Here is a 24,258-nt window from a genome sequence, read left to right on the forward strand (position 1 = left end):
ACAGGGAGCGATCGATGATGCTGGTGGAACGAACGCAGAACAATTCGCCCGGCATGAACGGATCGTTCTGCCGGTGGAACGAAAAACAGAACGAGAGACATGGAAGACCTCAACGACCTGGCGCTCTTCGCCCACGTGGTGACGCAGCAGGGCTTCAGCGCAGCGAGCCGGCACCTGGGCATTCCCAAGTCGCGCCTGAGCCGCCGCATCTCGCAGCTCGAGGAGCGTCTGGGCGTGCGACTGCTGCAGCGCAGTTCGCGCCGCCTGCTGCTCACCGGCGTGGGCCGGGAGTTCTACGAGCGCTGCCAGGCCACGGTGGCGGCGGGCGACGAAGCCTTCGACGTGCTGCGCCAGGCCACCTCGCAGCCGCAGGGCCTGCTGCGCGTGAGCTGCCCGTTCACCCTCGCGCAGTTCTGGCTCACGCCGCTGATTCCGGCCTTCATGCGTGCCTGCCCCGGCGTGCGGCTGCAGCTGGAAGTGAGCAACCGGCGCGTCGATCCGATGCAGGAGAACATCGACGTGGTGCTGCGCGTGCGGCGCCCGCCCTTCGAGGACTCCAGCCTCATCGCCCGGCCGCTGGGCTCCACCGTCGACGTGCTGCTGGCCAGCCCCGCGCTGCTGGCGCAGCTTGGCGCGCCGCTGGGGCTCGCCGACCTGGCCGCATGGCCCGTGCTGTCGTTGCCCGCAGAGAACGACCGCTACCGCTGGACGCTGGAGCGCGGCGCGCAGGTGCAGGAATTCGGCTTCACGCCGCACTTCGTCACCGACGACATGTTCGCGCTCAGGCACCTCGCCGAGCAGGGCATGGGCCTGGCGCTGCTGCCCGAGATCATGTGCCGCGATGCGCTCGCCGAAGGCCGCTTGGTGCGCGTGTGCGGCGAATGGGCCTGTGCGACCAGCGAGATCCAGGCCGCGTTCGCTTCCCGGCGCGGCATGCTGCCGGCGGTGCGCGCCTTCATCGACTACCTGCTGCAAAACCCGCCGGGCGAGGCTGTCGCGCGGACAGGCTTATCCTGACCGGCCCTTCTTTCGTTCCAACTCCCGCAAGACAAACAAAGGCACTGCAATGACCCGTACCGTCGCCGAGAAACGCGCCGACTTCCGCGCCCTTCACGAACAAGGCTGCTTCGTCATTCCGAACCCCTGGGACACGGGCAGCGCGCGCTTCCTCGAAGGCCTGGGCTTCAAGGCGCTGGCCACCACCAGCTCGGGCTTTGCGTGGTCGCAGGGTCAGGCCGATGGGGCGATGTCGCGCGAACTCATCCTGGCGCATTTGCGTGAGCTGGTGGAAGCCACCGACCTGCCCGTAAATGCCGACTTCGAGAACGGCTTTGCCGCCGATGCACAGGGCGTGGCCGAGAGCGTGCGCCTCGCGATCGAGACCGGTGTGGCGGGTCTGTCCATCGAAGACTCGACGGGCAATGCCGCCGACCCGCTCTTTTCCATCGACGTGGCGGTCGAGCGCATGCGCGCCGCGCGCAAGGCCATCGATGCATCGGGCGCCGACGTGCTGCTGGTCGGCCGCGCCGAGAACTTCTTCGCCGGGCGACCCGACTTGGCCGACGCCATCGCGCGGCTCAAGGCCTATTCGAACGCGGGCGCCGATTGCCTCTACGCGCCCGGCATCAAGACCCGCGAGCAGATCGCGGCCGTGGTTGCTGCCGCAGGAGGCAAGCCGGTCAACCTGCTGGTGGGTGCGGCCAGCGAGCTCACGATGCAGGACATTGCCGGGCTTGGCGTGCGCCGCGTGAGCGTGGGCGGCGGCATGGCGCGCGCGGCCTGGGGCGGCTTCATCCGCGCCGCGCGCACGCTGGCCGACCAGGGGCGCTTCGATGGCTTTGCAGATGCCGCACCGGGCGCCGAGCTCAACGCCTTCTTCCGCCCGTTCGCCGGCTGAGGCACCGTGGATGCGCTGCTCGCCGAGATCCGCGCCTGCCGCGAATGCGAGGCGCATCTGCCGCTGGGCCCGCGGCCGGTGGTGCAGGCCAGCGCGAGTGCCCGGCTGCTGATCGTCGGCCAGGCGCCCAGCATGACCGTGCACCGCACGGGCGTGCCGTGGGACGACAAGAGTGGCGAGCAGCTGCGCCGCTGGCTCGGCATCGACCGCGACGTGTTCTACGACGCGACGCGCATTGCGATCGTGCCGATGGGCTATTGCTACCCGGGGCGTGGTGCCAGCGGCGACCTGCCGCCGCGCAAGGAGTGCGCCGAGCTGTGGCACGAGCGGCTGCTCGCGCAGATGTCGCGCATCGAACTGACGCTGCTCATCGGGCAGTACGCGCAGCGCCACTTCCTCGGCAAGACGGCGCGCGGCAGCGTCACCGAAACCGTGGAGGCCTTCGCCGACTATGCGCCGCGCTTTGTTCCGCTACCGCATCCTTCACCGCGCAACACAGGCTGGTTCAAGCACCACCCGTGGTTCGAGAGCGATGTGCTGCCGGTGCTGCGCGAGCGGGTGCGGCGTGTGTTAGGGCCATAGCTGCACTTGCCGCGGAGCCGTATTTGGCTAAGTCAAGGAAGAGGGAAATCGGGCCTGCGCTGAGCTGCTACTGCTCCGGTGTCGGTCATATCGACGCTGGAAGCACCGATGAGAAATCGAATGGGTCCCTTTCTTCATGATCAAGGCAATTCCATTTCCCGCCACGAGCTTCATGGTCTACTCAGCTTACTGAAAATCAAGCCAACTGCAGCACGCATCTGAGGTATCTTCCCGCGGCAAGTGGGCTGCCACAACTGGCAACTCTTATGGAAAGTCATCAGATCTCGCAGGAAGGCGAAGCGCAGAAGAACTCCTCACTTTCACAGTGAGAGTAATCGGAGGCGCATGAAAATTCTGGGCCAAAACTTTCTGTCGATCGGCTACTGCTCACGTTAAATGTTCGAGCGCACAACGCCTTCGCGGGCTAAGTAATATGGAAAAACTCGTCGAATTCTTCGTTCAGAACGCTACCACCGACAAGATGTGGATAGCGTTCCTCGCACTCGCGATCTATTACGTCCTGAAGAAGGAGCCGTTCAAGGTGTTCGAGCACTTCTCTCAGAAGCAAGAGAAGGAACACACGCTTGCTAAGGAACTTCTTGAAACCGGGAAATTGTCAAAAGACGCCAACGAATTTCTTCGCGAGCATCTGGAACACTATGCATTTAAGCGTTACTACGGCATCTCGGCAGATGCCGAGATGCGCAACGCGCTACTGAAGTTTCAGCGGAAACATCAACGAGAGATTTCTTGGGCGCAGGTTCGACGGGCATGCATAAATATTAAGCTTCGTGGCTCGAAGCTAGAGGCAAAGCTTGGGTTGCTAGATCACATCTTCAGGTGGTTCGTCACAACATTGTGTTGGCTGGTTGGCGCATACGCCCTTTTCGTCATTGGCCTTGCTGTTTATGCCGGTTCTCAGATTGGTCGACCGCAGTTCTTTGGGCTCACTGCTGTCGCACTAGTGCTTCTGCTTGTAGCCATGTTCTTTTCAAGCATGAATTGGCCGTATCACAACACTCGTACCGTCATGCGGCTATTGACGCAAGAGGAATAGGTGGGTTACGGCTTTCCGTAGACGATCTCGTTGTGATAGCCGATATATTGCTCATCGATCGCGTGGCCCGGCACGGAACGTAGGTCGGATGCACTGACCTTGCGAAACCCGAGGTCCATCTCAGCATGGTGATTCGGGCACAGGCACATGATGTTTTCGATGCGGTCCGGTCCGTCGTGGGGACGACCCAGTGGACGGATGTGATGCGCCTCCGCGTAGCGGCTTCCATTGGCCAGCGCGATGAAGTGCCCGCATAACTGGCACGAATAGTTGTGCATTTCCTTCACACGACGAGCAAGGAGCGTGTCGCGGATGATCCGATAGGTGATGGATTTTTGCCGATTGGAAGGTTCGTCAATATCAATCGCTGTAGGCGGCTCCGGCGGATCTGGCGGCAGGGTCATAGGAAGATAAGGAGACCAGTCGAATGATCTCGAGAGATTGATCTGCTTCAACCACCATTCAAGGTCTCCCGGGCGTTTGCCGAACAGCCTGAAGTAACCGCCCGCCGGCTCGTTCTTGTCGGTGGTGTCGATGATCAAGCCGGTAATTCCTGGTTTGCCAGTCGACGCTGTCCAGTCGGCAAGGTTGGTGAGCTCCTGCGCCTTGAGACTTTCCCCCCAGGTCTCTCGAATCTGAGTAAGCCCCAGAGCGATATGGGCTGCTTTGTATCCGATGAACGCTTGATCAGCTTCTGATCCTCCGCTCTGCAATTTCCCGACGAGCAGTGCCAAGAGTGACTGTCCTTGGGAGTCCAACTGGCTAGATGCGCGATCCATGGTCATTTCCTTGTTGCTTGGGAAGTTGTCATCTTGCGCGCCGCAGGCCGGCGCGGCGGCTTCGCCTCCAGCACCAGCTCGGCCGGCAGCGCGTCGTTCCATGATTCGGTGAAGTACGCGCGGTCGCTCGGCACCAGCTGGGGCAGCGCTTCGCGCAGCAGGCTCAGCGACTGTTCCGCCGCCTTCAGGTCGCCCGCGTGCGCCGCATACCAGGCGTGCTCGAACAGCAGGCTGCAATGCTGCAGCCCCGGGTAGCGGCGGCGCCCCGCCTGGTGGTCGGCAAGCCGCGCCTGCGCCACGTCGACCCAGCGCGCGGGCCAGTTCGTCGCATCGAAGGCATCGGCGAGCGGACCGGCCAGCTTCGAGATGGCGGCCGGGTCCAGTGGCTTCTGCGCACGGAACTGCGCAAGCGCGGGCTGCTTCTCTGGCCGGCAGTGGCCGCGCGCGATGCGCATCAGGTAGATCGCATTCCACGCCGAGCGGCCCTGGCCGTCGGTGTGGCCGCAGAGCCATTCGCTGAAGGCGATCCATTGCACCGCGCGCCGCGTGGTGTCGGCCTTGCCGTCGTGTGCAAGCGCGGGCAGGTCGGACAACCCTACGCGATCGAACAGCCATGCGGCCATGCCCATGTTGGCGGCCACGTGCTGCGCCGCGTCGAAGGAGTGCGATTCGAAGGCGGCCGCCAGCGCCTCGCCGAAGCGGCGCAGTGATTCTTCGGCCAGCGCGGCTGAGGCAGGCTTGTCTTCGGCCGACAGCGCCAGCGCGCGCGAGCGGCACACCAGCGCCCACAGGTTGCACCACTCGAAGCGCACGTCGGGGTGGTGCCGCAGCACCAGCCCGCGCGCCGCATCTTCGGCCATGCCGCTCAACAGCGACTGCGCCAGCGGCAGGTCGCGCGCGGTGTAGGCGCACCATGCGGAGACGATGCATTCCATCGCACCGAGGTAGTCGTTGCCCGCCACGTGGTGCGCGAGCCGCTGCTTCTTCAGCGCGTGCAGCCGCCGACGCGCCTGCTCGTTGTCGCCGAGCCGGCGCCACAGCATGGCCTCGTTGAGCGTGACCAGCGCGCGCTGGAAGTCGGTGGCTGCCAGCGTGCCGGCGAGGCGGATCGATTCGAGCGCGCTTCCGTTGCCACTGCCGTTCCCGCCCGCCACCGGCGCCATCAGCCGGCCCTGCCGCGCCGCCTGCTGCGAGGCGACAAGCTGCTTCCAGAAGGCCGCATCCTGCAGATGCACCGCGTCGGGCGGCGGCGAGCCGGCGGCTTGGGCTTTGCGCGAACGCAGGCCGAGGAACGACGCCACTTCGGCAGCCGTGGCCGCGCGGCCTTGCACCAGCACGCGCACGCGCTTCGCCTCGGCGGCGGGAAGCCAGAACGGACCCTGGCTGCGCCGCTCGGCATTCAGGAAGCGGGGCTCGCGCTGGGTGTCTTCGCCCCAGCCGACCTCGATGTTCCAGGCCTTGAAGTCGCGGAACGCGCGGCTCACGACCATGCGCAAGGTGCTGGCATCGGACACTTCGCCGCGCAGGTCGGCCAGCCGCACGACACCGGCGCCGGCATCGTGCGCATGCTGCATGCGCACCAGCAGCCAGAGCGATTGAAAGGCCGCGCGCCGGCCGTTGACCGACTGCGGCGAGGTGAGTTCGATGGAAAGGAGAGCAGGCTTGGGCACGCCCGAATTGAACCTCAAATCGGGCGCAGAACCTGATCAGTGCCGATGGCGGTCCAGCAGTTCGGGCACTTCGCTGCGCCCGATACCCAGGTCGCGCAGATCGTGGTCGCTCATGCTGGCCAGTTGCCGCGAGTCGGCGTGCGCGCGGCGGCTGTTCACCACCCGGCGGCGCCAGCCGCGCAGGGCATGGATCAGGCGTTGATGAAAAGACGATGGCTTGGGCGCGGTCACGATGGGCTCCTTGGTTGGGAGCGCTCATCTTCCGGCGGTGCATGCTATTGTGGAAGTTGAGATTCCTGACACTTCCCATCACCTTTACTGATACTGAGGCGACCCGATGCGACAGCTCAACCTCGATCAACTGCGCACCCTCATCGCCATCGTCGATCTCGGCACCTTCTCGGCGGCGGCCAGGGCGCTGCACCTGGCGCAGCCCACGGTGAGCCTGCACATCAGCGAACTCGAATCGCGCCTCGACGCGCCGCTGGTGGTGCGCGGCAACCGGCGCATCACGCCCACGGCCGCCGGAGCGGCGCTGGTCGAGCGCGGACGCAAGCTGCTGCGCGACACCGACGACGCCGTCGAAGCAGTCAAGCGCCAGGCCGAAGGGCGCGTGGGCCGCGTGCGCCTGGGCACTTCGACCGGCGTGCTGGTCGACCTGCTGCCGCAGGTGCTCGAAGCGCTGGGGGAGGAGCATTCGGGCATCGACGTCGAAGTGAGCATCCGCGGCTCCTACGAGGCCATGGAACGGCTGGCGGCAGGCACGCTCGACATTGGCCTGGTCGCCATTCCGCAGCCGCCGCTGCGCGGCATCGTCGTCACGCCGTGGTGCGAGCAGCCCATGATGGCCTTCGTGCCGCAGCGCTGGAAGGCGCCCAGGCGCGTCACGCCGGCCTGGCTGGCGACTCAGCCGCTGATCTTCAACGAGGCGACCACGCACATGTACCGGCTCACGATGGAGTGGTTCGCAGATGCCGGCTTCGCGCCGCGCGCACGCATCGAGCTCAACTATGACGCTGCCATGCGCAGCCTGGTGGCGGCGGGCTATGGCGCCGCGCTGCTGCCGCTGCAGCAGTCCACCGACACGGTGCGCAACGACCGCATGCAGATCCTGCCGGTGAGCCCGAAGCTCACGCGCCGCGTGGGCATTGCGCATCGCCAGCACGCGATGCTCGACGGCGCGACGCTGAGCGTGCTGGAGGTGCTGACGGCGTTCAGCCAGGCCTGAGCATCCCGAGCCGGGCGCTCATGCGCGCCAGGCGCTGGGGCAGCGTGCGCACATCGTCGGCAATGCCGTGGTTGCGCCAGCCGAAGATGCGGCGCACATAGGCATCGGCTGCGCCGTCCACCGCAATGCAGGCGGTGTGCACGCCGGCTTCGCGCGCCTCGGCCACGGCTTGGCGGGCGTCTTCGACCAGGTACCCGGGGTCGTGCACGTCGATGTCGGAAGGCGCGCCGTCGGTCACGAGCAGGATCGCGCGCTGGCCCGCGGGCTCGCCGCGCAGGTGCGAGGTCGCATGGCGAAGCGCGGCGCCCATGCGCGTGGAGTAGCGCCCCTGCACCGCGCCGATGGTGGCGCGCGACGCGGCATCGAGCGGCTGGCCGAAGTCGAGTAGGCGGTAGTAATAGATCTCGGCGCGCGTGTTCGACGAAAAGCCGTGGATCGCGAGGCGGTCGATGCCTTGCGTGTTCGATGCGGCAAGCAGCAGGGCGGCCCGCTTTTCGATGTCGAGCAGCGAGACGGTGTGCGGGCCCGCATCGTTCGCCGATGCCGACAGGTCGAGCAGCACGAGCAGGCTCGAAGGGCGCGGGCCCTTGCCGGGGCGCATGAACAGGCGGGGGTCGGGCTGCAGGCGCAGGCGGCGGTCGATCAGCACTTCGATGGCGGCGTTCAGGTCGATTTCATCGCCTTCCCATTGGCGGCGCAGCCGGTGCGTGCGGTCGAGATGGCGGGAGCGGGGCAGGGCGAGCGGAGGGATGCGTTTGCTGTCGGCCGTGGCTTGCTCGCGCAGTGTGGTGAGGCCTTGCCATGCGGGCAGCTTCTCGATCACCGTGCACCAGTCGGGGCGCAGGCGCTCCAGCTTGCGGTCCCATTCGGGGTAGGTGTAGCGGCCCAGTTCCATCTCATCCATGCCGCCGGCTGACGGGTGGCCGCTGCCTTCGCCAAGCGCACCCGATTGCTGGAGCGCGATGGCCTCATCCGGCGGCGTATCGGCTTCGCCGAAATCCCAGAGGTAGCTGTTGTCGTCGCGATAGGGCGCGGGCACCGCGTAGTCCCGGGGCTCGAAGCGCACGCGCATCTGGCCGAGGTCGTTGGCGAGGATGGAGGCGACGGCGCGGAAGGCGTCGCGGTCTTCCAGACCGGCATGCGCGATGGTTTCGTCGAAAAGGCGGCGAGCCTTGTTGACCCAGTGGTTGTCGTCCTGCCATGCGGGCAGCATCAGCATGCGGTCCATGCGCGCGACGAGCGCCGCGAAGCCCAGGTCCAGCGGGTCGGGCACGGGCGCCAGCGATTCAGCGAACCAACCGTGCAGGCCGGGGAAGTCGCGGCACAGCAGGCGTTCGACGCGCGCGTCCTCGATGGCCGAGATCACCGCGATGCCCATGGGCTTGAGGGTGCGCGCCGGGCGGGCGGGCGTGGAGTGGCGCAGGTGCGCGACCGCATGCGCGACCATGGCGCGATGCAAGCGTTCTTCGCCGGCGCCCTCGGGCAGCAACAGGCGCTTGCCGACCAGCACGACGCGCGTTCCGGCCAGCGCCTGCACTTCGACATCGATGCCGGCAAGGCCACGGGCCAGCAGCGACAACGCAGCGTTCATCCGAACTGCGCTTCGACAAAGCCCTGTAGCGCGCTCGCCATGTCGGGGTCGTCGGTCAGCGCGCGCGTCATCGTCATCTCGCAGCTCTCGCGCGGCGTCACGCCGTCGCGGATCAGCACGCCCGCATAGATCAGCATGCGCGTCGACACGCCTTCGTCGAGCCCCCGGTGCTTCAGCTCGCGCGAGCAGCGCGCGATGGCCACCAGCTTCGTCGCGAGGTCGAGTTCGATGGCGGCTTCGTGCGACACGATCTCCGCTTCGAGCGTGCTGCCGGGGTAGTCGAATTCCAGCGCCGCGAAGCGCTGGCGCGTCGAAGGCTTCATGTCCTTCGTGCTGCTCTGGTAGCCGGGGTTGTATGACACCACGAGTTGAAAGTCGGGATGCGCACGCACCAGCTCGCCCTTCTTGTCGAGCGGCAGGATGCGCCGCGCGTCCGTCAGCGGGTGGATCACCACGGTCGTGTCCTGCCGCGCCTCCACCACCTCGTCGAGATAGCAGATGCCGCCGTGCCGCACGGCGAGTGTCAGCGGCCCGTCGTGCCAGGCCGTGCCGTTGGCGTCGAGCAGGTAGCGCCCGACGAGGTCGGAGGCCGTCATGTCCTCGTTGCAGGCCAGCGTGACCAGCGGCCGGCCCAGCGACCACGCCATGTGCTCCACGAAGCGGGTCTTGCCGCAGCCGGTCGGGCCCTTGAGGATCAGCGGCATGCGGTGGCGGTACGCCTGCCGGTACAGCGCCACCTCGTTGCCCGCGGGCCGGTAGAAGGGCTCGGTCTCGATGCGGTAGGCAGCCAGCGGATCGGGAACCGCCGCGTTCATCGGTGCTGGGCCGGCTCGTTCGGAATGCCCTCGATGGGGCACTCCGGCGTGCCCACCGTGCTGCGCGTGAACGACTCCACCATCTCGCGCGTGCCCTCGGGGTCGTTGATCCACTTCGTGTAGAAGTTGTACGGGCAGGCTGCCACGCCCTTGTCGCCGTCGCCGGAGTTGATGGTGCCGGTGTAGCCGCGGTGCACGAGCTTGAACAGGTGGTTCTGCGACTGGCCATTCTTGCGCGCGTCGCGGATCAGGCCCATCGAGAGCTCGGCGTAGTTGATGCCCATCTCTTCCTCGCCGCATTCGCCCAGCGTGCGGCCGTCGAAGCCGATCAGCGCCGAGTGGCCGAAGTACGAGTACACGCCGTCGAAGCCCGCCGCGTTGGCCACCGCCACGTAGGTGTTGTTCATGAAGGCCATGGCCTTCGACACCATGATCTGCTGCTCCTTGGCCGGGTACATGTAGCCCTGGCAGCGCACGATGAGCTCGGCGCCGCGCATCGCGCAGTCGCGCCAGATCTCGGGGTAGTTGCCGTCGTCGCAGATGATCAGGCTGATCTTCATGCCCTTGGGGCCATCGCTCACGTAGGTGCAGTCGCCCGGATACCAGCCCTCGATGGGCACCCACGGCATGATCTTGCGGTACTTCTGGACGATCTCGCCCTGGTTGTTCATCAGGATCAGCGTGTTGTAGGGCGCCTTGTTCGGGTGCTCCTCATGGCGCTCGCCGGTCAGCGAGAACACGCCCCACACGTTGGCGCGGCGGCAGGCGTCGGCAAAGATCGCGGTCTCCTCGCCCGGCACGGTGGCCGCGGTGTCGTACATCTCCTTGGCGTCGTACATGATCCCGTGCGTCGAATACTCCGGGAAGATCACCAGGTCCATGCCCGGCAGGCCCTTCTTCATGCCGACCAGCATTTCGCCGATCTTGCGGGCGTTGTCCAGCACCTCTGCCTTGGTGTGCAGGCGGGGCATCTTGTAGTTGACGACCGCGACGCCCACGCAATCGTTGCTGCTCGAAATATCACCATGTCTCATGACGCTGCTCCTGAAGGATGGTTGAGAAAGAAAACAAACAAAAAAGGCCCGAACCGGGGTTCAACCGGTTCGGGCCTGTCTGTCTGCGGTGCAACGGGTTCGTGTCGTCGAAGCCGATTGTTCTCAACTCAGCGCGGGCTGCACATACGTCATTTCGCTGATTGCGGTGGGTGCTGTGTTCAGCGGGGGCGTGCGTAGCCGGATTCGATCCAGGCGGTGGCGCTGGAGGCGGTGAGCCTGAAGGCGGGCGACACGTTGACGCTGGCGAGCTCGGAGTCGTCGGCGTCGTCATAGGCGGTGAGCGTGGCCGAGGGGTTGTCCTCGTCGGGCACGATGCCCAGGGCCACGCGAATGCGCTGGTCGTTGCGCGCGGTGACGGTCACGCTCTTGTTGAGCGTGGCGTGCAGCTGCTGCTCGTGGCGGCGGATGACTTCGGCGGCGGTCTTCACCAGCGTGGAAAAGGCGGGGCCGTCGAGCGGCTTCGGGTTCTTCTTGTCGCGGCCCATGGTCCAGGGGCCGACCAGTGCCGGCTCGGGGTCGCCGTGGCGGGTCATCTCGACGGCCCAGCCGTCGTCTTCCTCGTTCTTGATGATGCGGGCGGTCCAGCGGTCGTCGCGCCAGAGGCGGTCTTCCTGCAGGGGGAGGGTGTCGGAGTCTGTCGGGTCGGTCATTCGGGTGTCGTTGGTCTGGCGCGGGGTATTTTCGCCTCTGCCGCAGGGCCACCGATATAGAGCGAGAGGCCTTCGACCAGTGCGTCGAAGGCGGCGCGGCAGCGCGGGCTGTTGCGCAGGTCTTCGTGCATCGTGACCCAGGTGTCGAGCTTCAGCGAGAAGGTGCGCGGCATGAGCCGCACCAGCGCGTCGTTGCGCCTGGCCAGCGCCACCTGGCAGATGCCGACGCCCGCGCCCGCACGGATCAGCGCCAGCTGCGCGAGGTCGCTGTCGGTGCGCAGCGAGAAGCCATCGCGCGAGAAGACCTTGAGCGACTTGCCCGCGTTGCGCACGAAGGCCGAGGGCTGGTCGTAGCCGATCACCGAATGCGCGGCCAGCTCCTCGAGCTTGCGCGGCGTGCCGTGGCGGGCGAGGTAGTCGCGGTGCGCATGGAAGCCCAACTCGATGTTGCCGATGCGGCGCGCCAGCAGCTGCTCTTGCCTGGGCCGCACCATGCGCACGGCGATGTCGGCCTCGCGCTGAAGCAGGTCCTGCACGCGATTGGTCGACACCAGCTCGACCTTCAGCGCCGGGTGCGCCTCGCGCAGCCGCGCCACGATGGGCGGCAGCACTTCGACGCTGACCACCTCGCTGGCCGACACCCGCACCACGCCGCGCACGCCTTCGCCCTGGCTGCTGGCGGCCCGCTCCAGCGAGGCGGCGGTGCTTTCCATGGCCTCGGCATGCGCGCGCAACGACAGCGCCACCTCGGTGGGCAGCAGCCCGGTCTGCGAGCGTGTGAAGAGCACCACGCCCAGCGCCTTTTCGAGCGCTGCGACGTGGCGCCCGGCCGTGGGCTGGGTGATGCCGAGCGCGCGCGCCGCGCCCGAGAGAGAGCCCTCGCGCAGCACGCCGAGGAAGGAGCGGTACAGCTCCCAGCCAATATTCGAAGTCATACATAAATGTATGGCCGATGGCTTATGTTCGGCAATTCCAATTGAACCCTGCCGAACCCAGAATTCCTCCATCGACAACTGTTCTGGAGCATTTCATGGCACGCAACGACACGGTTCTGGTTCTTGGCGCAACGGGCGGCATCGGCGGCGAGGTAGCCCACCAGCTGCGCGATGCGGGCTGGGAGGTGCGCGCGCTCAAGCGCGGCGCGACCGAAGGACGCAGGGACGGCATCACCTGGCTGGCCGGCGACGCGATGGATGCGCAGGCCGTACTGCAGGCCGCGAAGGGCTGCTCGGTCATCGTGCATGCGGTCAACCCGCCGGGCTACCGCCGCTGGTCGGAGCTGGTGCTGCCGATGCTCGACAACACCATCGCCGCCGCGAAGGCCGAAGGCGCGACGATCGTGCTGCCCGGCACGGTCTACAACTTCGGCCCCGATGCCTTCCCGCTGCTGGCCGAAGACTCGCCGCAGCATCCGGCCACGCGCAAGGGCGCGATCCGCGTCGAGATGGAACGGCGCCTCGAAGACGCCAGCCGCCAGGGTGCCTGCGTGCTGATCGTGCGCGCTGGCGATTTCTTCGGACCGAAGGCCGGCAACAACTGGTTCTCGCAGGGGTTGGTGAAGGCTGGCCAGCCCGTCAAGGGCGTGAGCTACCCTGGCCGCGCCGGCATTGGCCACCAGTGGTCGTACCTGCCGGACGTGGCCCGCACCATGGTCGAGCTGCTGGCGCGGCGTGACCGGCTCGAAGCCTTTGCCCGCTTCCACATGGCCGGCCATTGGGACGCCGACGGCACGCGCATGAGCGATGCCATCCGCAAGGTAGTTGCTCGCCGCACCGGCGCCAAGGTGAGTGTGTCGGCCTTTCCGTGGTGGCTGCTGGCGCTGGCCTCGCCCTTCGTCACCACCTTCCGCGAAATGCGCGAGATGCGCTACCTGTGGCAAACGCCCGTGGGCATGGACAACGCGAAGCTGGTTGCCTTCCTGGGACGTGAGCCGCACACCGCGCTCGACGAGGCAGTGGAGGCCGCGCTGGAAGGCATGGGCAGCCTGGCCACGGCGCCGATGGCCATGGCGGCCTGATCGATCAGAAGACCGACAGCCCCGTGCGCGCGACGAAGAGCTCCAGTGCCTTCATGCCCAGCAGCGAATTGCCGGTGGCATCGAGCGCGGGCGACCACACGCACAGCGTGAGCCGGTCGGGCACCACCGCCACGATGCCGCCGCCCACGCCGCTCTTGCAGGGCAGGCCGATGGAAAAGGCCACGTCGCCCGCCGCGTCGTAGGTGCCGCAGGTGAGCATCAGCGCGTTGATGCGGCGCGTCTGCCGCTCGCCCGTGATCTCGGGTTCGCCGTCGATCGGGTGTGCCCCGTCGCGGCACAGGAAGGCAGCGGCACGCGCCAGTTGCCGGCAGCTCATGCGCAGCGAGCACTGGTGGAAGTAGGTGTCGAGCACGGTGGCAACGTCGTTGTCGATCTTGCCGAAGCTCTTCATGAAGTTGGCCAGCGCGACGTTGCGAAAACCCGTGTCGGCCTCCGACTGCGCCACTTCGTCGTCGAAGCCGATGGACTCGCCGCACAGGCTGCCCATGAGCGCGAGGATGTCGGCCTTCGCGCTGCCGCCGGTGGCCTTCGCCTGGCTCACCAGCCGGTCGGCCACCGCGATGGCGCCGGCATTGATGAACGGGTTGCGGGGCTTGCCCTGCTCGTTTTCGAGCTGCACCAGCGAGTTGAACGGATTGCCCGAGGGCTCGCGCCCGATGCGCTCCCACAGCGCGTCGCCCATGCGCTGCATGGCGAGCGTGAGCGTGAAGAGTTTCGACACGCTCTGGATGGAGAAGGGCGTCTCGAAGTCGCCCGCGCCGGCTTCTTCGCCCTGGCAGGTACGCAGCGCGATGCCGAACTGCCGCGCGTCCACGCGGGCGAGCGCCGGGATGTAGCTCGCGACGGTGCCGCCCTGGCCGAGCTGCGGACGCAGCGTGGCGACGATCTCGTCGAGAACGGGCTGGAAGTTCGTTGTGGTCTTGCTCATGCCGAGCGTTGTACCGCAGGCCGCCGGTTCACCAGCACGATGCCCAGCGCCACGCCGGCCAGCGCCACGATCAGCTGCGCCGTGAGCGGCTCTTTCAGCAGCACCACGCCGAACACCAGCGCGAACAGCGGCGTGAGAAAGGTGAAGGACGACATTTGCGTGGCTGGGTAGTGCCGCAGCAGCCACATCCACGCGAGATAGCTGGCGAAGGCGCCGACCACCGTCTGCAGGCCGATGGAAGTCCAGGCCCATGCGGAATACGAAAAGCCCCAGTGCTCGCCGAGCGCGAGCGACAGCACCGGGCACACCGCCGCCGTTACCGCCACTTGATAGAACAGCGTCTTCTCCGCACTGGCCGTGGCCAGGCGCGTGGTGCGCAGCGTGAGCGTGGTCAGGCCCCAGAGCATGCCGGCCGCCAGCGCCATGCCGTCGCCGATGAGCTGCGACGAACTCATGTGGCCGAAGCCCTCGCTGAAGGCCAGCACCACACCCGAGAACGCAATGAACAGCCCCAGCCACTGGAAGCCCCGCAGCCGCTCGGCCGGCACCCAGCGCGGCAGCAGCAGCGACACCCAGAAAGGCGCGGTGTAGAGAAACACCGTGAGCCGCGAGGCGCTGGTGTGCTGCAGCCCCAGGTAGATGCCGGCGAACTCGCCAGAGAACAACAGGCCGGCCAGCAAGCCGGGCCACAGCGTGCCGTCGCGCTCGAACAGTGGCACGCCTCGCGATACACACCACAGCCACAGCAGCACCGTGGCGCCGATCATGCGGATCGAGGCCTGCCACATCGGCGGCACCTCGGCCACGGTGGTCTTGATGAGGATCTGCTGCAGGCCCCAGAAGGCGCAGCAGGCAATGAGCAGGCCGATGGCGAGGGAGTCGAGGTGGGTCTTGCGCTGGATCATTCGGGGCCGGTCAGTCGCGGCGGGTTGCCGCGTAATTCATCCGATGATCGTATCGTGCCGGCGTGTTTATTGTGCGAACGCGGTCAGCGAAGGCAGCGGCGCGCGCTGCTCGAAGCGCTTTTCGATGGCCAGCAGCGCAGCCTCCAGGAACTGCAGGAACATGCCCATGGCCACCGCCGTGGCCTGGCCCGCGCGCTGGTAGAGGCAGCTGAACGAGCGCGCCCCCGCGTCGGCCAGGCCGGTCCACACCAGCGTGCCGCGCTCCACGTCTTCGGCCACGTTCTCGGGAATGAGAAAGCCGATGCCCGTGCCGCCGGCCACCAGCCGCCGCACCATCGCGACCGAGCTGGTCTCCACCAGCGGGCGCACCTTGCGGTGCTCGCGGTGGTCGATCTGGTCGACCATGGCGCGCAGCTCGGTGTCTGGCGTCATGAGGATCAGCGGGTGGTCCAGGCAGTCGCGCAGCCGCGGCAGCTTGCCCAGCGCCGCCAGCGGATGGCCGGGCGGCGTGACCAGGCCCAGGTGCTGCGGAAACGCGCGTATCTCTTCCACGCCGGGCGGCGGCTTGCGGCGCAGGCAGAAGCCGATGTCCGATTCGCCGTTGGCCACCCACTTCAGGATGTTCTCGCCGCTGCCCGAGCGCACGCTGTAGGTCACGCCCGGGTAGTTCTTCATGGCCGCCTCGATGACCTCGGGCACCAGCTGTTCGGCCGACGAATGCGACACCGCCAGGTTGATGTGCCCGCGCCTGAGCGACCGCAGGTCTTCCACCTGGGCCAGGGCGTTGTCGAAGTCGCGCTGCCCGCGCCGCACGGCGGCCACCATGATCTCGCCGGCCGTGGTCAGCTGCATGCCGCGCGGCAGCCGGTCGAACAGCGGCGTGCCCACCTGTTCCTCGAGGTTGAGCACCTGCTGGTGCACGGCGGCCGCCGTGAGGTGCAGCGCCTCGGCGGCCTTGCGCACCGAGCCGCGGCGGGCCACTTCGTCGAAACAGCGGAAGGTCTGGGAGATGGCGCGCATGGTGGCGGGGAGTGTATGGATTTTCTATACGCACCGTACGAAACAAACAGATTTTCCTGACGGGCGATGCGGCCTAGATTCGCACCACTCTTCAAACTCCCGAGGTTCGCTTCCGTGACCACCACCACCGTCGACCAGATCACCCAGCGCCGCCGCGGCACCGGCCTGATCGCCCACGACCCGGCGCTCAGCGCCGGCGGCTACACCCTGATCGCGCCGCAGACCGATGACGGCAACGTCTACCTGATCGACATCGAGGGCCGCGTCGCGCACCAGTGGAAGATGCCTGTGCGCCCGGGCCGCGCGGCGGTGATCCTGAAGAACGGCAACCTCGGCTACAACGGCAACCACGCGAACTCGCCCGAGATCTACGGCGCCTGGTCGCTGTGGCACGGCGGCGATTTCTACGAGGCCACGCCCGGGGGCGAGATCGTCTGGCGCTTCGAAGACCCGACGCACCACCACGACGCCCGCTGGCTCGACAACGGCCACCTGCTGTACGCCGGCTGCGCGCCGGTGCCGCCCGGCTTTGCCGAACGCGTGCCGGGTGGCACCGCCCACGGCCCCGGCGAGGCCATGTACGGCGACGTGATCCGCGAGGTCGACCGCGACGGCAAGCTGGTGTGGGAATGGAAGGCCTGGGAGCACCTGGCGCCGGAAGACTTCCCCATCCACCCCGGTTTCGGCCGGACCCACTGGCCGCTGGTGAACGGCCTGGACGTAACGCGCGAGGGGCTGGTGCTGATGAGCCTGCGCACCACCTCCGGCATCGTCGGCGTCGACAAGGCCACGGGAGGCGTGAAGCTGCACATTCCGCCGTCGGTGCTGTCGCACCAGCACGCGCCCGTCGCGCTGGCCAACGGCCACATTCTTGCTTTCGACAACGGCAACTTCCGCACCGGCAAGCATGTGGCGTTCTCGCGCGTTCTCGAAATCGACCCGGCCTCCAACGAGGTCGTGTGGCAGTACGCGGACGAGCTGGTCAACGCGTTCTACACCGCCTACATGGGCAGCGCGCAGCGCCTGCCCAACGGCAACACGCACGTCACCGAGTCGGCCACGGGGCGCCTGTTCGAGGTCACACCGGCCGGCGAGGTGGTGTGGGAGTACGTGATTCCCTGGTTCGCCGAATACCCGGACGAGGCCGCGCGCAAGTACGTGCCCGGCCGGCAGAACAGCGTGTTCCAGACCTTCCGCTACAGCGCGGCGCAACTTCCATGGCTCAAGGTTTCCGCATCATGATTTCTTCCGCCCTTCGCATTGCGTTCCCGTTGGCGCTGGCGGCGGTGCTGCCTCTTTCCGCGCAGGCTGCCGACGCTCCCAAGCCCGTGCGCATCCTCAGCAACTGGTTCGCCCAGCCCGACCAGGCCGGCTACTGGCAGGCCCAGCAGGACAAGCTCGGCAAGGAGGCCGGCATCGAGATCAGCGTGCTGCAGGGCGGCCCGAAGATCCAGACCATTCCGCAGGTGGCCTCGGGCCAGGCCGAGTTCGGCATCGGCAATGCCGACGACGTGCTGCTGGCCCGCCTGCGCGGCGCGCCGGTGCGCGCGGTGTTCGCACACCTCGACTACGTGCCCTACACGCTGGTCTACCACGCCGACCCGGCCGTGAAGTCCATCGCCGACCTGCAGGGCCGCACCTTCGCGGTGAACATCGGCAACGCCTACTGGGAGTGGACGAAGAAGCAGTACAAGCTCACCGGCACGCGCGAGATCCCGGTGAGCGGCGACCTGAGCCTGTTCCGCAACGACCCGAAGATGGTGCAGCAGGGCTACTCGCTCTTCCTGCCCGCGCGCATGGCCGCGGCCGGCGTGCAGGTGCAGCAGGTCACGCTGGCGTCGCTGGGCTACCGGCCCTACGACGTGCTGTTCACCACCGACGACATGATCCGAAAGAACCCCGCGCTGGTGAAGGCCACCATCGCGGCGGTGCAGAAGGGCTGGGCCAACTACGTGCGCAACCCCTCGGGGCTGAAGCCGCTGATCACCGGCATGAACAAGCAGATGACGCCCGAGATCTACGACGCGGCCAACAAGGAAATGATCGAGACGCTGATCTCGCACGACCTAGGCCGCATCGGCTGCATGACCGACGCGCGCTGGAGCGAACTGGCGGGCCAATTGCGCAGCGTCAACTTCCTGCCGGCGAACTTCGACGCGAAGCAGGGCTACGACCGCACGCTGGTGCCGGGCTGCAACCCATGAGCGGCGCGGCCGTCGGGCTGGAGGGCGTGTCCAAGCGCTTCGACTCCGGGTTGCAGGCGCTGGGCACGGTCGACCTCGCGCTGCGCCCCGGCGAATTCGTCTCCATCGTCGGACCTTCTGGCTGCGGCAAGTCGACGCTGCTGCGCATCATGGCGGGGCTCATCGCGCCGAGCACGGGCCGTTGCACGCGGCCCGACGGCATCGAGACCGCCTTCGTGTTCCAGGAAGCCGCGCTGCTGCCCTGGCGCACCGTGGAGCGCAACGCGCAGCTGCTGATGGAGCTCGAAGGCCATGCGCCCGCGAGCTACCGGGCGCGTGCGGCCGAGGCGCTGAAGCTGGTGGGGCTTGCGGGCTTCGAGAAGTCGTACCCGCACCAGCTTTCGGGCGGCATGCGCATGCGGCTGTCGCTGGCGCGCGCGCTGGCGTTGCGGCCGGGGCTGCTGCTGCTCGACGAGCCACTGGCGGCGGTCGATGAGCTCACGCGCGACGTGCTGCAGGAAGAGCTCTCGTCGTTGTGGCGCCAGGCCGGCTTCACCGGCGTGCTGGTCACGCACAACGTGCATGAGGCGGTGTACCTGTCCAACCGGGTGGTGGTCATGTCGCCGCGGCCGGGGCGCATCCTCGACGTGATCGACGTGCCTTTCGAATTCCCGCGCGCGCCCGAGTTGCGCGCCAGCGCCGGCTTTGCGGCGCTTACGGGACAGGTGACGGCGGTGCTGCGTGCGCAGCACCATGCGCAAGCCGTGGCTTGAGGGAGATGGCGATGACCCGGTCTGATTCTTCTTCTTCGGCCATGGCTTTCGTGCGCAACGCCGCCCCCGTGCTGGTCGTCGCGCTGCTCGCCATCGGCCTGTGGTGGCTGCTGAGTGCCACCGTCTATCAGGGCAAGGGCTATCTGCTGCCGTCGCCGCAGGAAGTGGCGGCAGCCACGGCCGAGAACGCCGCAGTGCTCGCGGGCGCGACGCTCTCTACGCTGAAGGAGGCGCTGCTGGGCTATGCGCTGGCCATCTTTCTCGGCATCGCGGGTGCGGCGGTACTGGCGCAGTCGCGGCTGCTGGAGCGCAGCCTGTACCCGTACGCGGTGCTGCTGCAGACCGTGCCGGTGGTGGCGATCGCGCCGCTCATCGTGCTCTGGTTCGGCTACAACGAGCTGTCGGTGGTGATCGTCAGCTTCATCATGTCGCTGTTCCCCATCATCAACAACACGATGCTGGGCCTGCGCTCGACCTCGCGCAATCTTGCGGAGCTGTTCGCGCTGCACCGCGCGAGCGGGCTGGTGTCGTTCTGGAAGCTGCGGTTGCCGGGTGCGCTGCCGCACATCTTCGCGGGACTGCGCATCTCGGCAGGGTTGTCGGTGATCGGCGCCATCGTGGGCGAATTCATCATCGGCTCGGGCAATGCCGAAGGCGGGCTGGGCGTGCAGATCGTGTTCGCGCAGGGGCGCATGTACACCGCACTGCTGTTCGCGGAGGTGATCGCGGCGACGCTGCTGGGCTTTCTGTTCTTCCTGGTGGTGAGCGCGATCGGCCGGCTGCTGCTGCGGCACTGGCACGAATCGGCATTGGGAAGCTGAGTGCCAGGGGCCCTATTTCGCGGCCAGCGGGTAGGGCGGCTTGCCCCGCGTGCCCACCATCAGGTCGGGCACCACCGTCTCCACATCGGGCAATGCACGCGCCGCGCGTTCCAGCTTCTTCGCCAGCGCCGCGTTCGGCACGCAGCCCTGCAGGTACACCCAGCGGCGCTGGATCATGACCCACACGCTGCCCTTGTTCACTCCGGGCACCGCCAGCAGCGCGGCGCGCACCTTGGGTGCGAGGGGCTTGTCGTAGCGGTAGGCGTTGCTGTCGGTGCATTTGCCGGCCAGCCAGCAGCTGGTGCCGCGCTCCAGCCGCGAATGGGTCTGCATGAGGCGCTCTTCGGCGGTGTAGAACGGCCCCTCGGGCATGGCGCAGGCCGGCAGGCCCGCGGACACCTGGAAGAACGGGTCGTCGAACCAGTTCTGCTTGAGCGGCCCGTTCGCTTCCTGCGCCATGCCGGTCTGTGCGGCAAGCAACAAGACAGACGACAGGAGCGCAGGGCGGTTCATTACAAGGGATGCTCGGTGTAGAAGCGCCCGCCGTGGAACAGCAGCGGCGAGGCGCCCGCGTCGTGCGTGCAGCGCTCCACCTCGCCCACGAAGATCACGTGGTCGCCTTCGTCATAGCGGCTGCGGTTGAAGCACTCGAAGCTGGCCGCCGCGCCTACCAGCACCGGCGCACCGCCGAGGCCCTCGGTGAAGGCCACGTCTGCCCAGCGGTCGATGTTCTTGGTGGCGAAGCGCTCGGCCAGCGCCTTCTGGTTGGCCGCCAGGATATTCACCGTGTAGTGCGAGCCGGTGCTCAGTGCGGGCATCGAGCCGGCCGCGCGTGCAAGGCTCCACAGCACCAGCGGCGGTGCCAGCGACACCGAGTTGAACGAGTTGGCGGTGAGGCCGACCAGCGTGCCGTCGGCCGCGCGCGCAGTGACCACGGTGACGCCGGTGGCGAACATGCCGAGCGATTCACGAAACTCGTCGGTCGAAAAGGAGGGCGGCTGGGCCCGGCGGGGAGTGGTCACGAAAGAGGCTGGGCGGTGGTCGGCAGGAGGGCCATTTTGGCTCAGCGCCCGGCGGGCTGCCTGACCGGGCCCATCAACTCTGTCACCAGGCGGGTATAGACGGTGGCGGCGGCCGAGGGCGTTCGGCCCGCGAGCGTCACCAGGCTGTAGTGCGTCTGCATGCGGGCAAAGCCGACCACCGGCAGTGGCACGAGGGCGTTGGTGTCGGTGTTCAGGGCCGGCGCGTGGGGCGCGAGGATGACCGCGTTGGCGGTCAGGGCCAGGTGGCGCAGGGTGCCGGCGTCGTCGCAGGTGACGTTGAACACGCCGCGGTCGTCGCGCTGGATCTGGCTGTCGAAATACGCAGCCACCTCGGCGGGGAGGTTGGGGCCGGCCACGGGATAGCGCATGGCTTTTTCCAGCGTCACCTGCTTCAGCCGGCGCAGCGGGTGCTTCGGCTGCACGAAGAACGAGACCGGCAGGTCGGGCAGCCGGGCAAGCTTGAGGCCGGGCTGCTTCTTCAGGTCGCGAGTGTCGGCGATGAACAGGTCGAGCTGGCGCCGGTGCAGGCGCTCGCTGAGCGTGGCGGTGTCGGCCACTTCCATGCGCATCAGGAGTTGCGGATGGCGCTGCGTCATCAGCGACAGGGCCATGCGCCCGAGCGTGCTCGCGGCGAAGGGACCGAGCCCCACGGCGAGGCTGCCGATGGCGAGGCCTTCGAGCTGCAGCACGTCGCGCTGGATCTGCTGCGCATCGGCCAGCAGTTCGCGGGCACGCGCCAGCACGAGCTCGCCGGCTTGCGTGAAGCGCACGGTGCCATAGGCCCGGTCGATCAGGCGCGCCTGCAGGCTGTCTTCCAGGGTGTCGATGCTGCGCGAGAGCGCGGGCTGCGACAGGTGCACGGCCTGCGCTGCGCGGCCGAAGCTGCCCTGCTCGGCAAGGGCAACAAGATGCTGGAGCTGGCGCAACTGCATTTTGCGTTTCACTTTAAAAGGAAGCGCGTATTTTGCATTTGCCAATGCTTCTGCCGCTTCGGAGAATTGCCGGATGACCCCTTCTTCCTTCTCCACAGCTGCATTCGTCGCACTGGCTTGCGCGCTCGGCGCCCCGTCGATCTCCGCGCAGATCGCGCCCAAGGCGCCCGAGCCTTCCACGCTGCAAGCCAACGCCGACATGGCGAAGACGCTGCCTTTCGCCAACCGGCAGGACTTCGAGGACGCGATGCGCGGCTTCGTCGGCACCGTGCCCGATGCGCTGGTGCCCGGCAGCGGCACGCGGCCGGTGTGGAGCATGAAGCCCTACGACTTCCTGAAGGCAAACGAAGCGGCCGACACCGTCAACCCGAGCCTGTGGCGGCAGGCGCAGCTCAATGCGATCCATGGCCTCTTCAAGGTGACCGACCGCGTCTACCAGGTGCGCGGCTTCGACATCGCCAACATGACCATCGTGGAAGGCGACAGCTCGCTGATCGTCATCGACCCGCTGCTGGCCGCCGAAACCGCACGCGCCGCGCTTGCCCTGTACTACCAGCACCGCCCGCACAAGCCGGTGGGCACGGTGATCTACACGCACGGCCATGCCGATCACTTCGGCGGCGTGAAGGGCGTGATCGACGAGGCCGACGTGAAGGCCGGCAAGGTGCAGGTGCTCGCGCCCGCGGGCTTCATGGAAACGGCCGTGGCCGAGAACATCCTCGCGGGCAATGCGATGAGCCGGCGCTCGCAGTACCAGTTCGGCACGCTGCTGCCGCCGGGCGCGCGCGGGCAGGTCGACACGGGCCTGGGCAAGGCGCTGGCGCGCGGCACCATTTCGCTGATTGCGCCCACGGCCACAATCGACAAGCCGACCGAAGAGCGCACCATCGACGGCGTGCAGTTCGTCTTCAAGCTCGTGCCGGGCTCGGAGGCGCCGTCGGAAATGATCATGTACCTGCCGCAGTTCCGCGTGCTGAACATGGCAGAGGACGTGACGCACAACATGCACAACCTCTACACCATCCGCGGCGCGGAGGTGCGCGACGGCAACCTGTGGTCGAAGTACATCGACGAGGCGCGCGTGGCCTTCGGCGACAAGACAGACGTGCTCATCGCCCAGCACCACTGGCCCACCTTCGGGGGCGGGCGCATCGTCGACCTGCTGAAGAAGCAGCGCGACATGTACAAGTTCATCAACGACCAGTCGCTGCGCCTGCTCAACCAGGGCTACACGTCGGCCGACATCGCAGAAACGCTGCGCATGCCCGCGAGCCTGGAGCAGGAATGGTCCGCGCGCGGCTACTACGGCACGTTGCGGCACAACGCCAAGGCCGTGTACCAGAAGTACCTGGGCTGGTACGACGCCAATCCCGCCAACCTGAACCCGCTGCCGCCGGTGGCCTATGCGAGGAAGACGGTCGAGTACATGGGCGGCGCAGACGCGGTGCTGGCGCGTGCGCGCGAAGACTTCAAGAAGGGCGAGTTCCGCTGGGTGGCCAGCGCGATGAGTCAGCTGGTGTATGCCGACCTAGCCAATCGCGCAGCCCGCGAGCTGGGCGCCGATGCGCTCGAGCAGATGGGCTACCAGTCGGAGGCCGGCACCTGGCGCAGCGCGTATCTGGTGGGTGCGATGGAGCTGCGCAATGGCGTGCCGAAGATTCCGGGCGGCAACAGCTCCAACGCCGACACGCTGAAAGCGGTGAGCAACGACCTGTTCTTCGACTTCCTCGGCGTGCGGCTCGATGCGGCCAAAGCCGAGGGCAAGAAGATGGTCATCAACTGGAACTTCACCGATTCGAACCAGCAGTTCGTGCTGACGCTGGAGAACTCCGCGCTCACGCACATCGCCGGTCAGCAGCCGGGAGCCGATGCCACGGTCACGCTGAGCCGCGCCACGCTCGATGCAGTCACGCTGAAGGAGACGAGCTTTCCTGCTGCGGTGCTGGCGGGCAAGGTGAAGATCGATGGTGACCGGGCGAAGCTGGGCGAATTGCTCTCGATGCTTGATACCTTCGAGCCGATGTTTCCTGTTGTCGAGCCGCGGAAGTGAGGGTTCGGGGGGTGTGCGAATGACACCGGGTACTCCCCTCCGCGAATGTCCCCCGGCCTGCGGCCTCCTCCTTTATTTCGCTGCGGGGAGCACCCGGTGCCATTCGCACATGGACGCAGCGCTCATGCCGGCCTATCAACAAGTGCTCTGAACGATCACGTCGATGGGGTGCCTTGCGCAGCGAAATAAAGGGGGAGGCCGCAGGCCGGAGGACATTCGCGGAGCAAGGTACCCCGTCGGC

General features: G+C 67.2%; 25 protein-coding genes. 11 read left to right on the forward strand and 14 right to left on the reverse strand.

The features are described from left to right. The first annotated feature begins 99 nt into the window (after window positions 1–99). From ACZYSP_RS21065 to ACZYSP_RS21080, 4 genes are all read left to right on the forward strand, one after another. On the forward strand, window positions 100–1,017 hold the full coding sequence (locus ACZYSP_RS21065) for a LysR substrate-binding domain-containing protein (RefSeq protein ID WP_489016334.1): 918 nt from the start codon (window positions 100–102) through the stop codon (window positions 1,015–1,017). A 49-nt stretch (window positions 1,018–1,066) separates the two neighbouring features. Beyond that, a complete protein-coding gene (locus tag ACZYSP_RS21070) occupies window positions 1,067–1,897 on the forward strand; it encodes an isocitrate lyase/PEP mutase family protein (RefSeq protein ID WP_093057024.1) in 831 nt (276 codons plus the stop codon). A gap of 6 nt (window positions 1,898–1,903) precedes the next feature. Next, complete coding sequence (locus ACZYSP_RS21075) at window positions 1,904–2,479, forward strand: uracil-DNA glycosylase family protein (protein WP_489016336.1); 576 nt, start codon at window positions 1,904–1,906, stop codon at window positions 2,477–2,479. A gap of 433 nt (window positions 2,480–2,912) precedes the next feature. Further along, window positions 2,913–3,536, forward strand: coding sequence for a hypothetical protein (locus tag ACZYSP_RS21080; protein WP_489016338.1), 624 nt, complete (start codon window positions 2,913–2,915; stop codon window positions 3,534–3,536). Between the two features lie 5 nt (window positions 3,537–3,541). On the opposite strand, the gene ACZYSP_RS21085 is transcribed toward ACZYSP_RS21080, so the two are convergent. From ACZYSP_RS21085 to ACZYSP_RS21095, 3 genes are read right to left on the reverse strand one after another with little or no spacing between them, the layout of a single operon-like run. Further along, window positions 3,542–4,270 carry an HNH endonuclease gene (locus ACZYSP_RS21085; RefSeq protein WP_489016340.1) on the reverse strand — a complete coding sequence of 243 codons (729 nt, stop codon included), beginning with the start codon at window positions 4,268–4,270 and terminating at the stop codon, window positions 3,542–3,544. Window positions 4,271–4,317: 47 nt separating this feature from the next. Further along, entirely contained in the window at window positions 4,318–6,003 is a 1,686-nt protein-coding gene (locus ACZYSP_RS21090) for a hypothetical protein (protein WP_489016342.1), read from the reverse strand. Between the two features lie 18 nt (window positions 6,004–6,021). Further along, complete coding sequence (locus ACZYSP_RS21095) at window positions 6,022–6,216, reverse strand: YjiS-like domain-containing protein (protein ID WP_489016344.1); 195 nt, start codon at window positions 6,214–6,216, stop codon at window positions 6,022–6,024. Between the two features lie 106 nt (window positions 6,217–6,322). On the opposite strand from ACZYSP_RS21095, the gene ACZYSP_RS21100 reads away from it, so the two are divergent. Continuing rightward, window positions 6,323–7,213, forward strand: a complete 891-nt coding sequence (locus ACZYSP_RS21100) for a LysR family transcriptional regulator (protein WP_093057022.1) — start codon at window positions 6,323–6,325, stop codon at window positions 7,211–7,213. Here the strand turns inward: ACZYSP_RS21100 and ACZYSP_RS21105 are convergent. From ACZYSP_RS21105 to ACZYSP_RS21125, 5 genes are all read right to left on the reverse strand, one after another. After that, the gene (locus ACZYSP_RS21105) at window positions 7,200–8,804 is read right to left on the reverse strand and encodes a nitric oxide reductase activation protein NorD (protein ID WP_489016346.1); all 1,605 of its coding nucleotides are present in this window, start codon (window positions 8,802–8,804) and stop codon (window positions 7,200–7,202) included. The genes ACZYSP_RS21100 and ACZYSP_RS21105 overlap by 14 nt on opposite strands. Further along, a complete protein-coding gene (locus ACZYSP_RS21110; RefSeq protein ID WP_489016347.1) occupies window positions 8,801–9,619 on the reverse strand; it encodes a CbbQ/NirQ/NorQ/GpvN family protein in 819 nt (272 codons plus the stop codon). Before ACZYSP_RS21110 ends, ACZYSP_RS21105 begins: the two co-directional genes overlap by 4 nt. After that, window positions 9,616–10,653, reverse strand: coding sequence for an aliphatic amidase (locus tag ACZYSP_RS21115; protein WP_093076596.1), 1,038 nt, complete (start codon window positions 10,651–10,653; stop codon window positions 9,616–9,618). Before ACZYSP_RS21115 ends, ACZYSP_RS21110 begins: the two co-directional genes overlap by 4 nt. A gap of 179 nt (window positions 10,654–10,832) precedes the next feature. Further along, complete coding sequence (locus ACZYSP_RS21120) at window positions 10,833–11,324, reverse strand: hypothetical protein (protein WP_093057018.1); 492 nt, start codon at window positions 11,322–11,324, stop codon at window positions 10,833–10,835. Continuing rightward, window positions 11,321–12,259, reverse strand: coding sequence for a LysR family transcriptional regulator (locus ACZYSP_RS21125; protein ID WP_097197476.1), 939 nt, complete (start codon window positions 12,257–12,259; stop codon window positions 11,321–11,323). Before ACZYSP_RS21125 ends, ACZYSP_RS21120 begins: the two co-directional genes overlap by 4 nt. 95 nt (window positions 12,260–12,354) lie before the next feature. On the opposite strand from ACZYSP_RS21125, the gene ACZYSP_RS21130 reads away from it, so the two are divergent. Continuing rightward, complete coding sequence (locus ACZYSP_RS21130; RefSeq protein ID WP_489016350.1) at window positions 12,355–13,341, forward strand: NAD-dependent epimerase/dehydratase family protein; 987 nt, start codon at window positions 12,355–12,357, stop codon at window positions 13,339–13,341. A 4-nt stretch (window positions 13,342–13,345) separates the two neighbouring features. Here the strand turns inward: ACZYSP_RS21130 and ACZYSP_RS21135 are convergent, their stop codons facing one another. The 3 genes from ACZYSP_RS21135 to ACZYSP_RS21145 all read right to left on the reverse strand — a co-directional run bounded on the left by ACZYSP_RS21135 (window position 13,346) and on the right by ACZYSP_RS21145 (window position 16,215). Further along, window positions 13,346–14,290 carry a glutaminase gene (locus tag ACZYSP_RS21135; protein ID WP_097197474.1) on the reverse strand — a complete coding sequence of 315 codons (945 nt, stop codon included), beginning with the start codon at window positions 14,288–14,290 and terminating at the stop codon, window positions 13,346–13,348. Next, window positions 14,287–15,195 (reverse strand): DMT family transporter, encoded by a 909-nt coding sequence (locus ACZYSP_RS21140; protein ID WP_093076603.1) that lies wholly within the window; start codon window positions 15,193–15,195, stop codon window positions 14,287–14,289. The genes ACZYSP_RS21135 and ACZYSP_RS21140 overlap by 4 nt, the downstream gene beginning before the upstream one ends. A gap of 66 nt (window positions 15,196–15,261) precedes the next feature. Next, window positions 15,262–16,215 (reverse strand): LysR family transcriptional regulator, encoded by a 954-nt coding sequence (locus ACZYSP_RS21145; protein WP_489016353.1) that lies wholly within the window; start codon window positions 16,213–16,215, stop codon window positions 15,262–15,264. Window positions 16,216–16,329: 114 nt separating this feature from the next. Between ACZYSP_RS21145 and ACZYSP_RS21150 the strand changes: the two genes are divergently transcribed. From ACZYSP_RS21150 to ACZYSP_RS21165, 4 genes are read left to right on the forward strand one after another with little or no spacing between them, the layout of a single operon-like run. Further along, window positions 16,330–17,457, forward strand: coding sequence for an aryl-sulfate sulfotransferase (locus ACZYSP_RS21150; protein WP_256216738.1), 1,128 nt, complete (start codon window positions 16,330–16,332; stop codon window positions 17,455–17,457). Further along, window positions 17,454–18,419, forward strand: coding sequence for an ABC transporter substrate-binding protein (locus ACZYSP_RS21155; RefSeq protein WP_093076607.1), 966 nt, complete (start codon window positions 17,454–17,456; stop codon window positions 18,417–18,419). The genes ACZYSP_RS21150 and ACZYSP_RS21155 overlap by 4 nt, the downstream gene beginning before the upstream one ends. After that, the gene (locus ACZYSP_RS21160; protein WP_093076609.1) at window positions 18,416–19,171 is read left to right on the forward strand and encodes an ABC transporter ATP-binding protein; all 756 of its coding nucleotides are present in this window, start codon (window positions 18,416–18,418) and stop codon (window positions 19,169–19,171) included. The genes ACZYSP_RS21155 and ACZYSP_RS21160 overlap by 4 nt, the downstream gene beginning before the upstream one ends. Window positions 19,172–19,182: 11 nt before the next feature. Beyond that, complete coding sequence (locus tag ACZYSP_RS21165) at window positions 19,183–19,992, forward strand: ABC transporter permease (RefSeq protein ID WP_093076673.1); 810 nt, start codon at window positions 19,183–19,185, stop codon at window positions 19,990–19,992. 12 nt (window positions 19,993–20,004) lie between these two features. Here ACZYSP_RS21165 and ACZYSP_RS21170 read toward each other — a convergent pair whose 3' ends face one another. Genes ACZYSP_RS21170 through ACZYSP_RS21180 form a run of 3 tightly spaced genes read right to left on the reverse strand, consistent with a single transcriptional unit; the run spans window position 20,005 to window position 21,979 of the window. Beyond that, a complete protein-coding gene (locus ACZYSP_RS21170) occupies window positions 20,005–20,505 on the reverse strand; it encodes a BON domain-containing protein (protein ID WP_489016357.1) in 501 nt (166 codons plus the stop codon). Beyond that, window positions 20,505–21,014: a flavin reductase family protein gene (locus ACZYSP_RS21175; RefSeq protein ID WP_093057008.1), complete on the reverse strand. Its 510-nt coding sequence runs from the start codon at window positions 21,012–21,014 to the stop codon at window positions 20,505–20,507. Before ACZYSP_RS21175 ends, ACZYSP_RS21170 begins: the two co-directional genes overlap by 1 nt. 41 nt (window positions 21,015–21,055) lie before the next feature. Then, window positions 21,056–21,979, reverse strand: coding sequence for a LysR family transcriptional regulator (locus tag ACZYSP_RS21180; RefSeq protein WP_256216739.1), 924 nt, complete (start codon window positions 21,977–21,979; stop codon window positions 21,056–21,058). 61 nt (window positions 21,980–22,040) lie between these two features. On the opposite strand from ACZYSP_RS21180, the gene ACZYSP_RS21185 reads away from it, so the two are divergent. Continuing rightward, complete coding sequence (locus tag ACZYSP_RS21185) at window positions 22,041–24,017, forward strand: alkyl/aryl-sulfatase (RefSeq protein WP_489016360.1); 1,977 nt, start codon at window positions 22,041–22,043, stop codon at window positions 24,015–24,017. The last annotated feature ends 241 nt before the right edge of the window (window positions 24,018–24,258 follow it).

This window comes from Variovorax sp. F042, assembly GCF_057814215.1.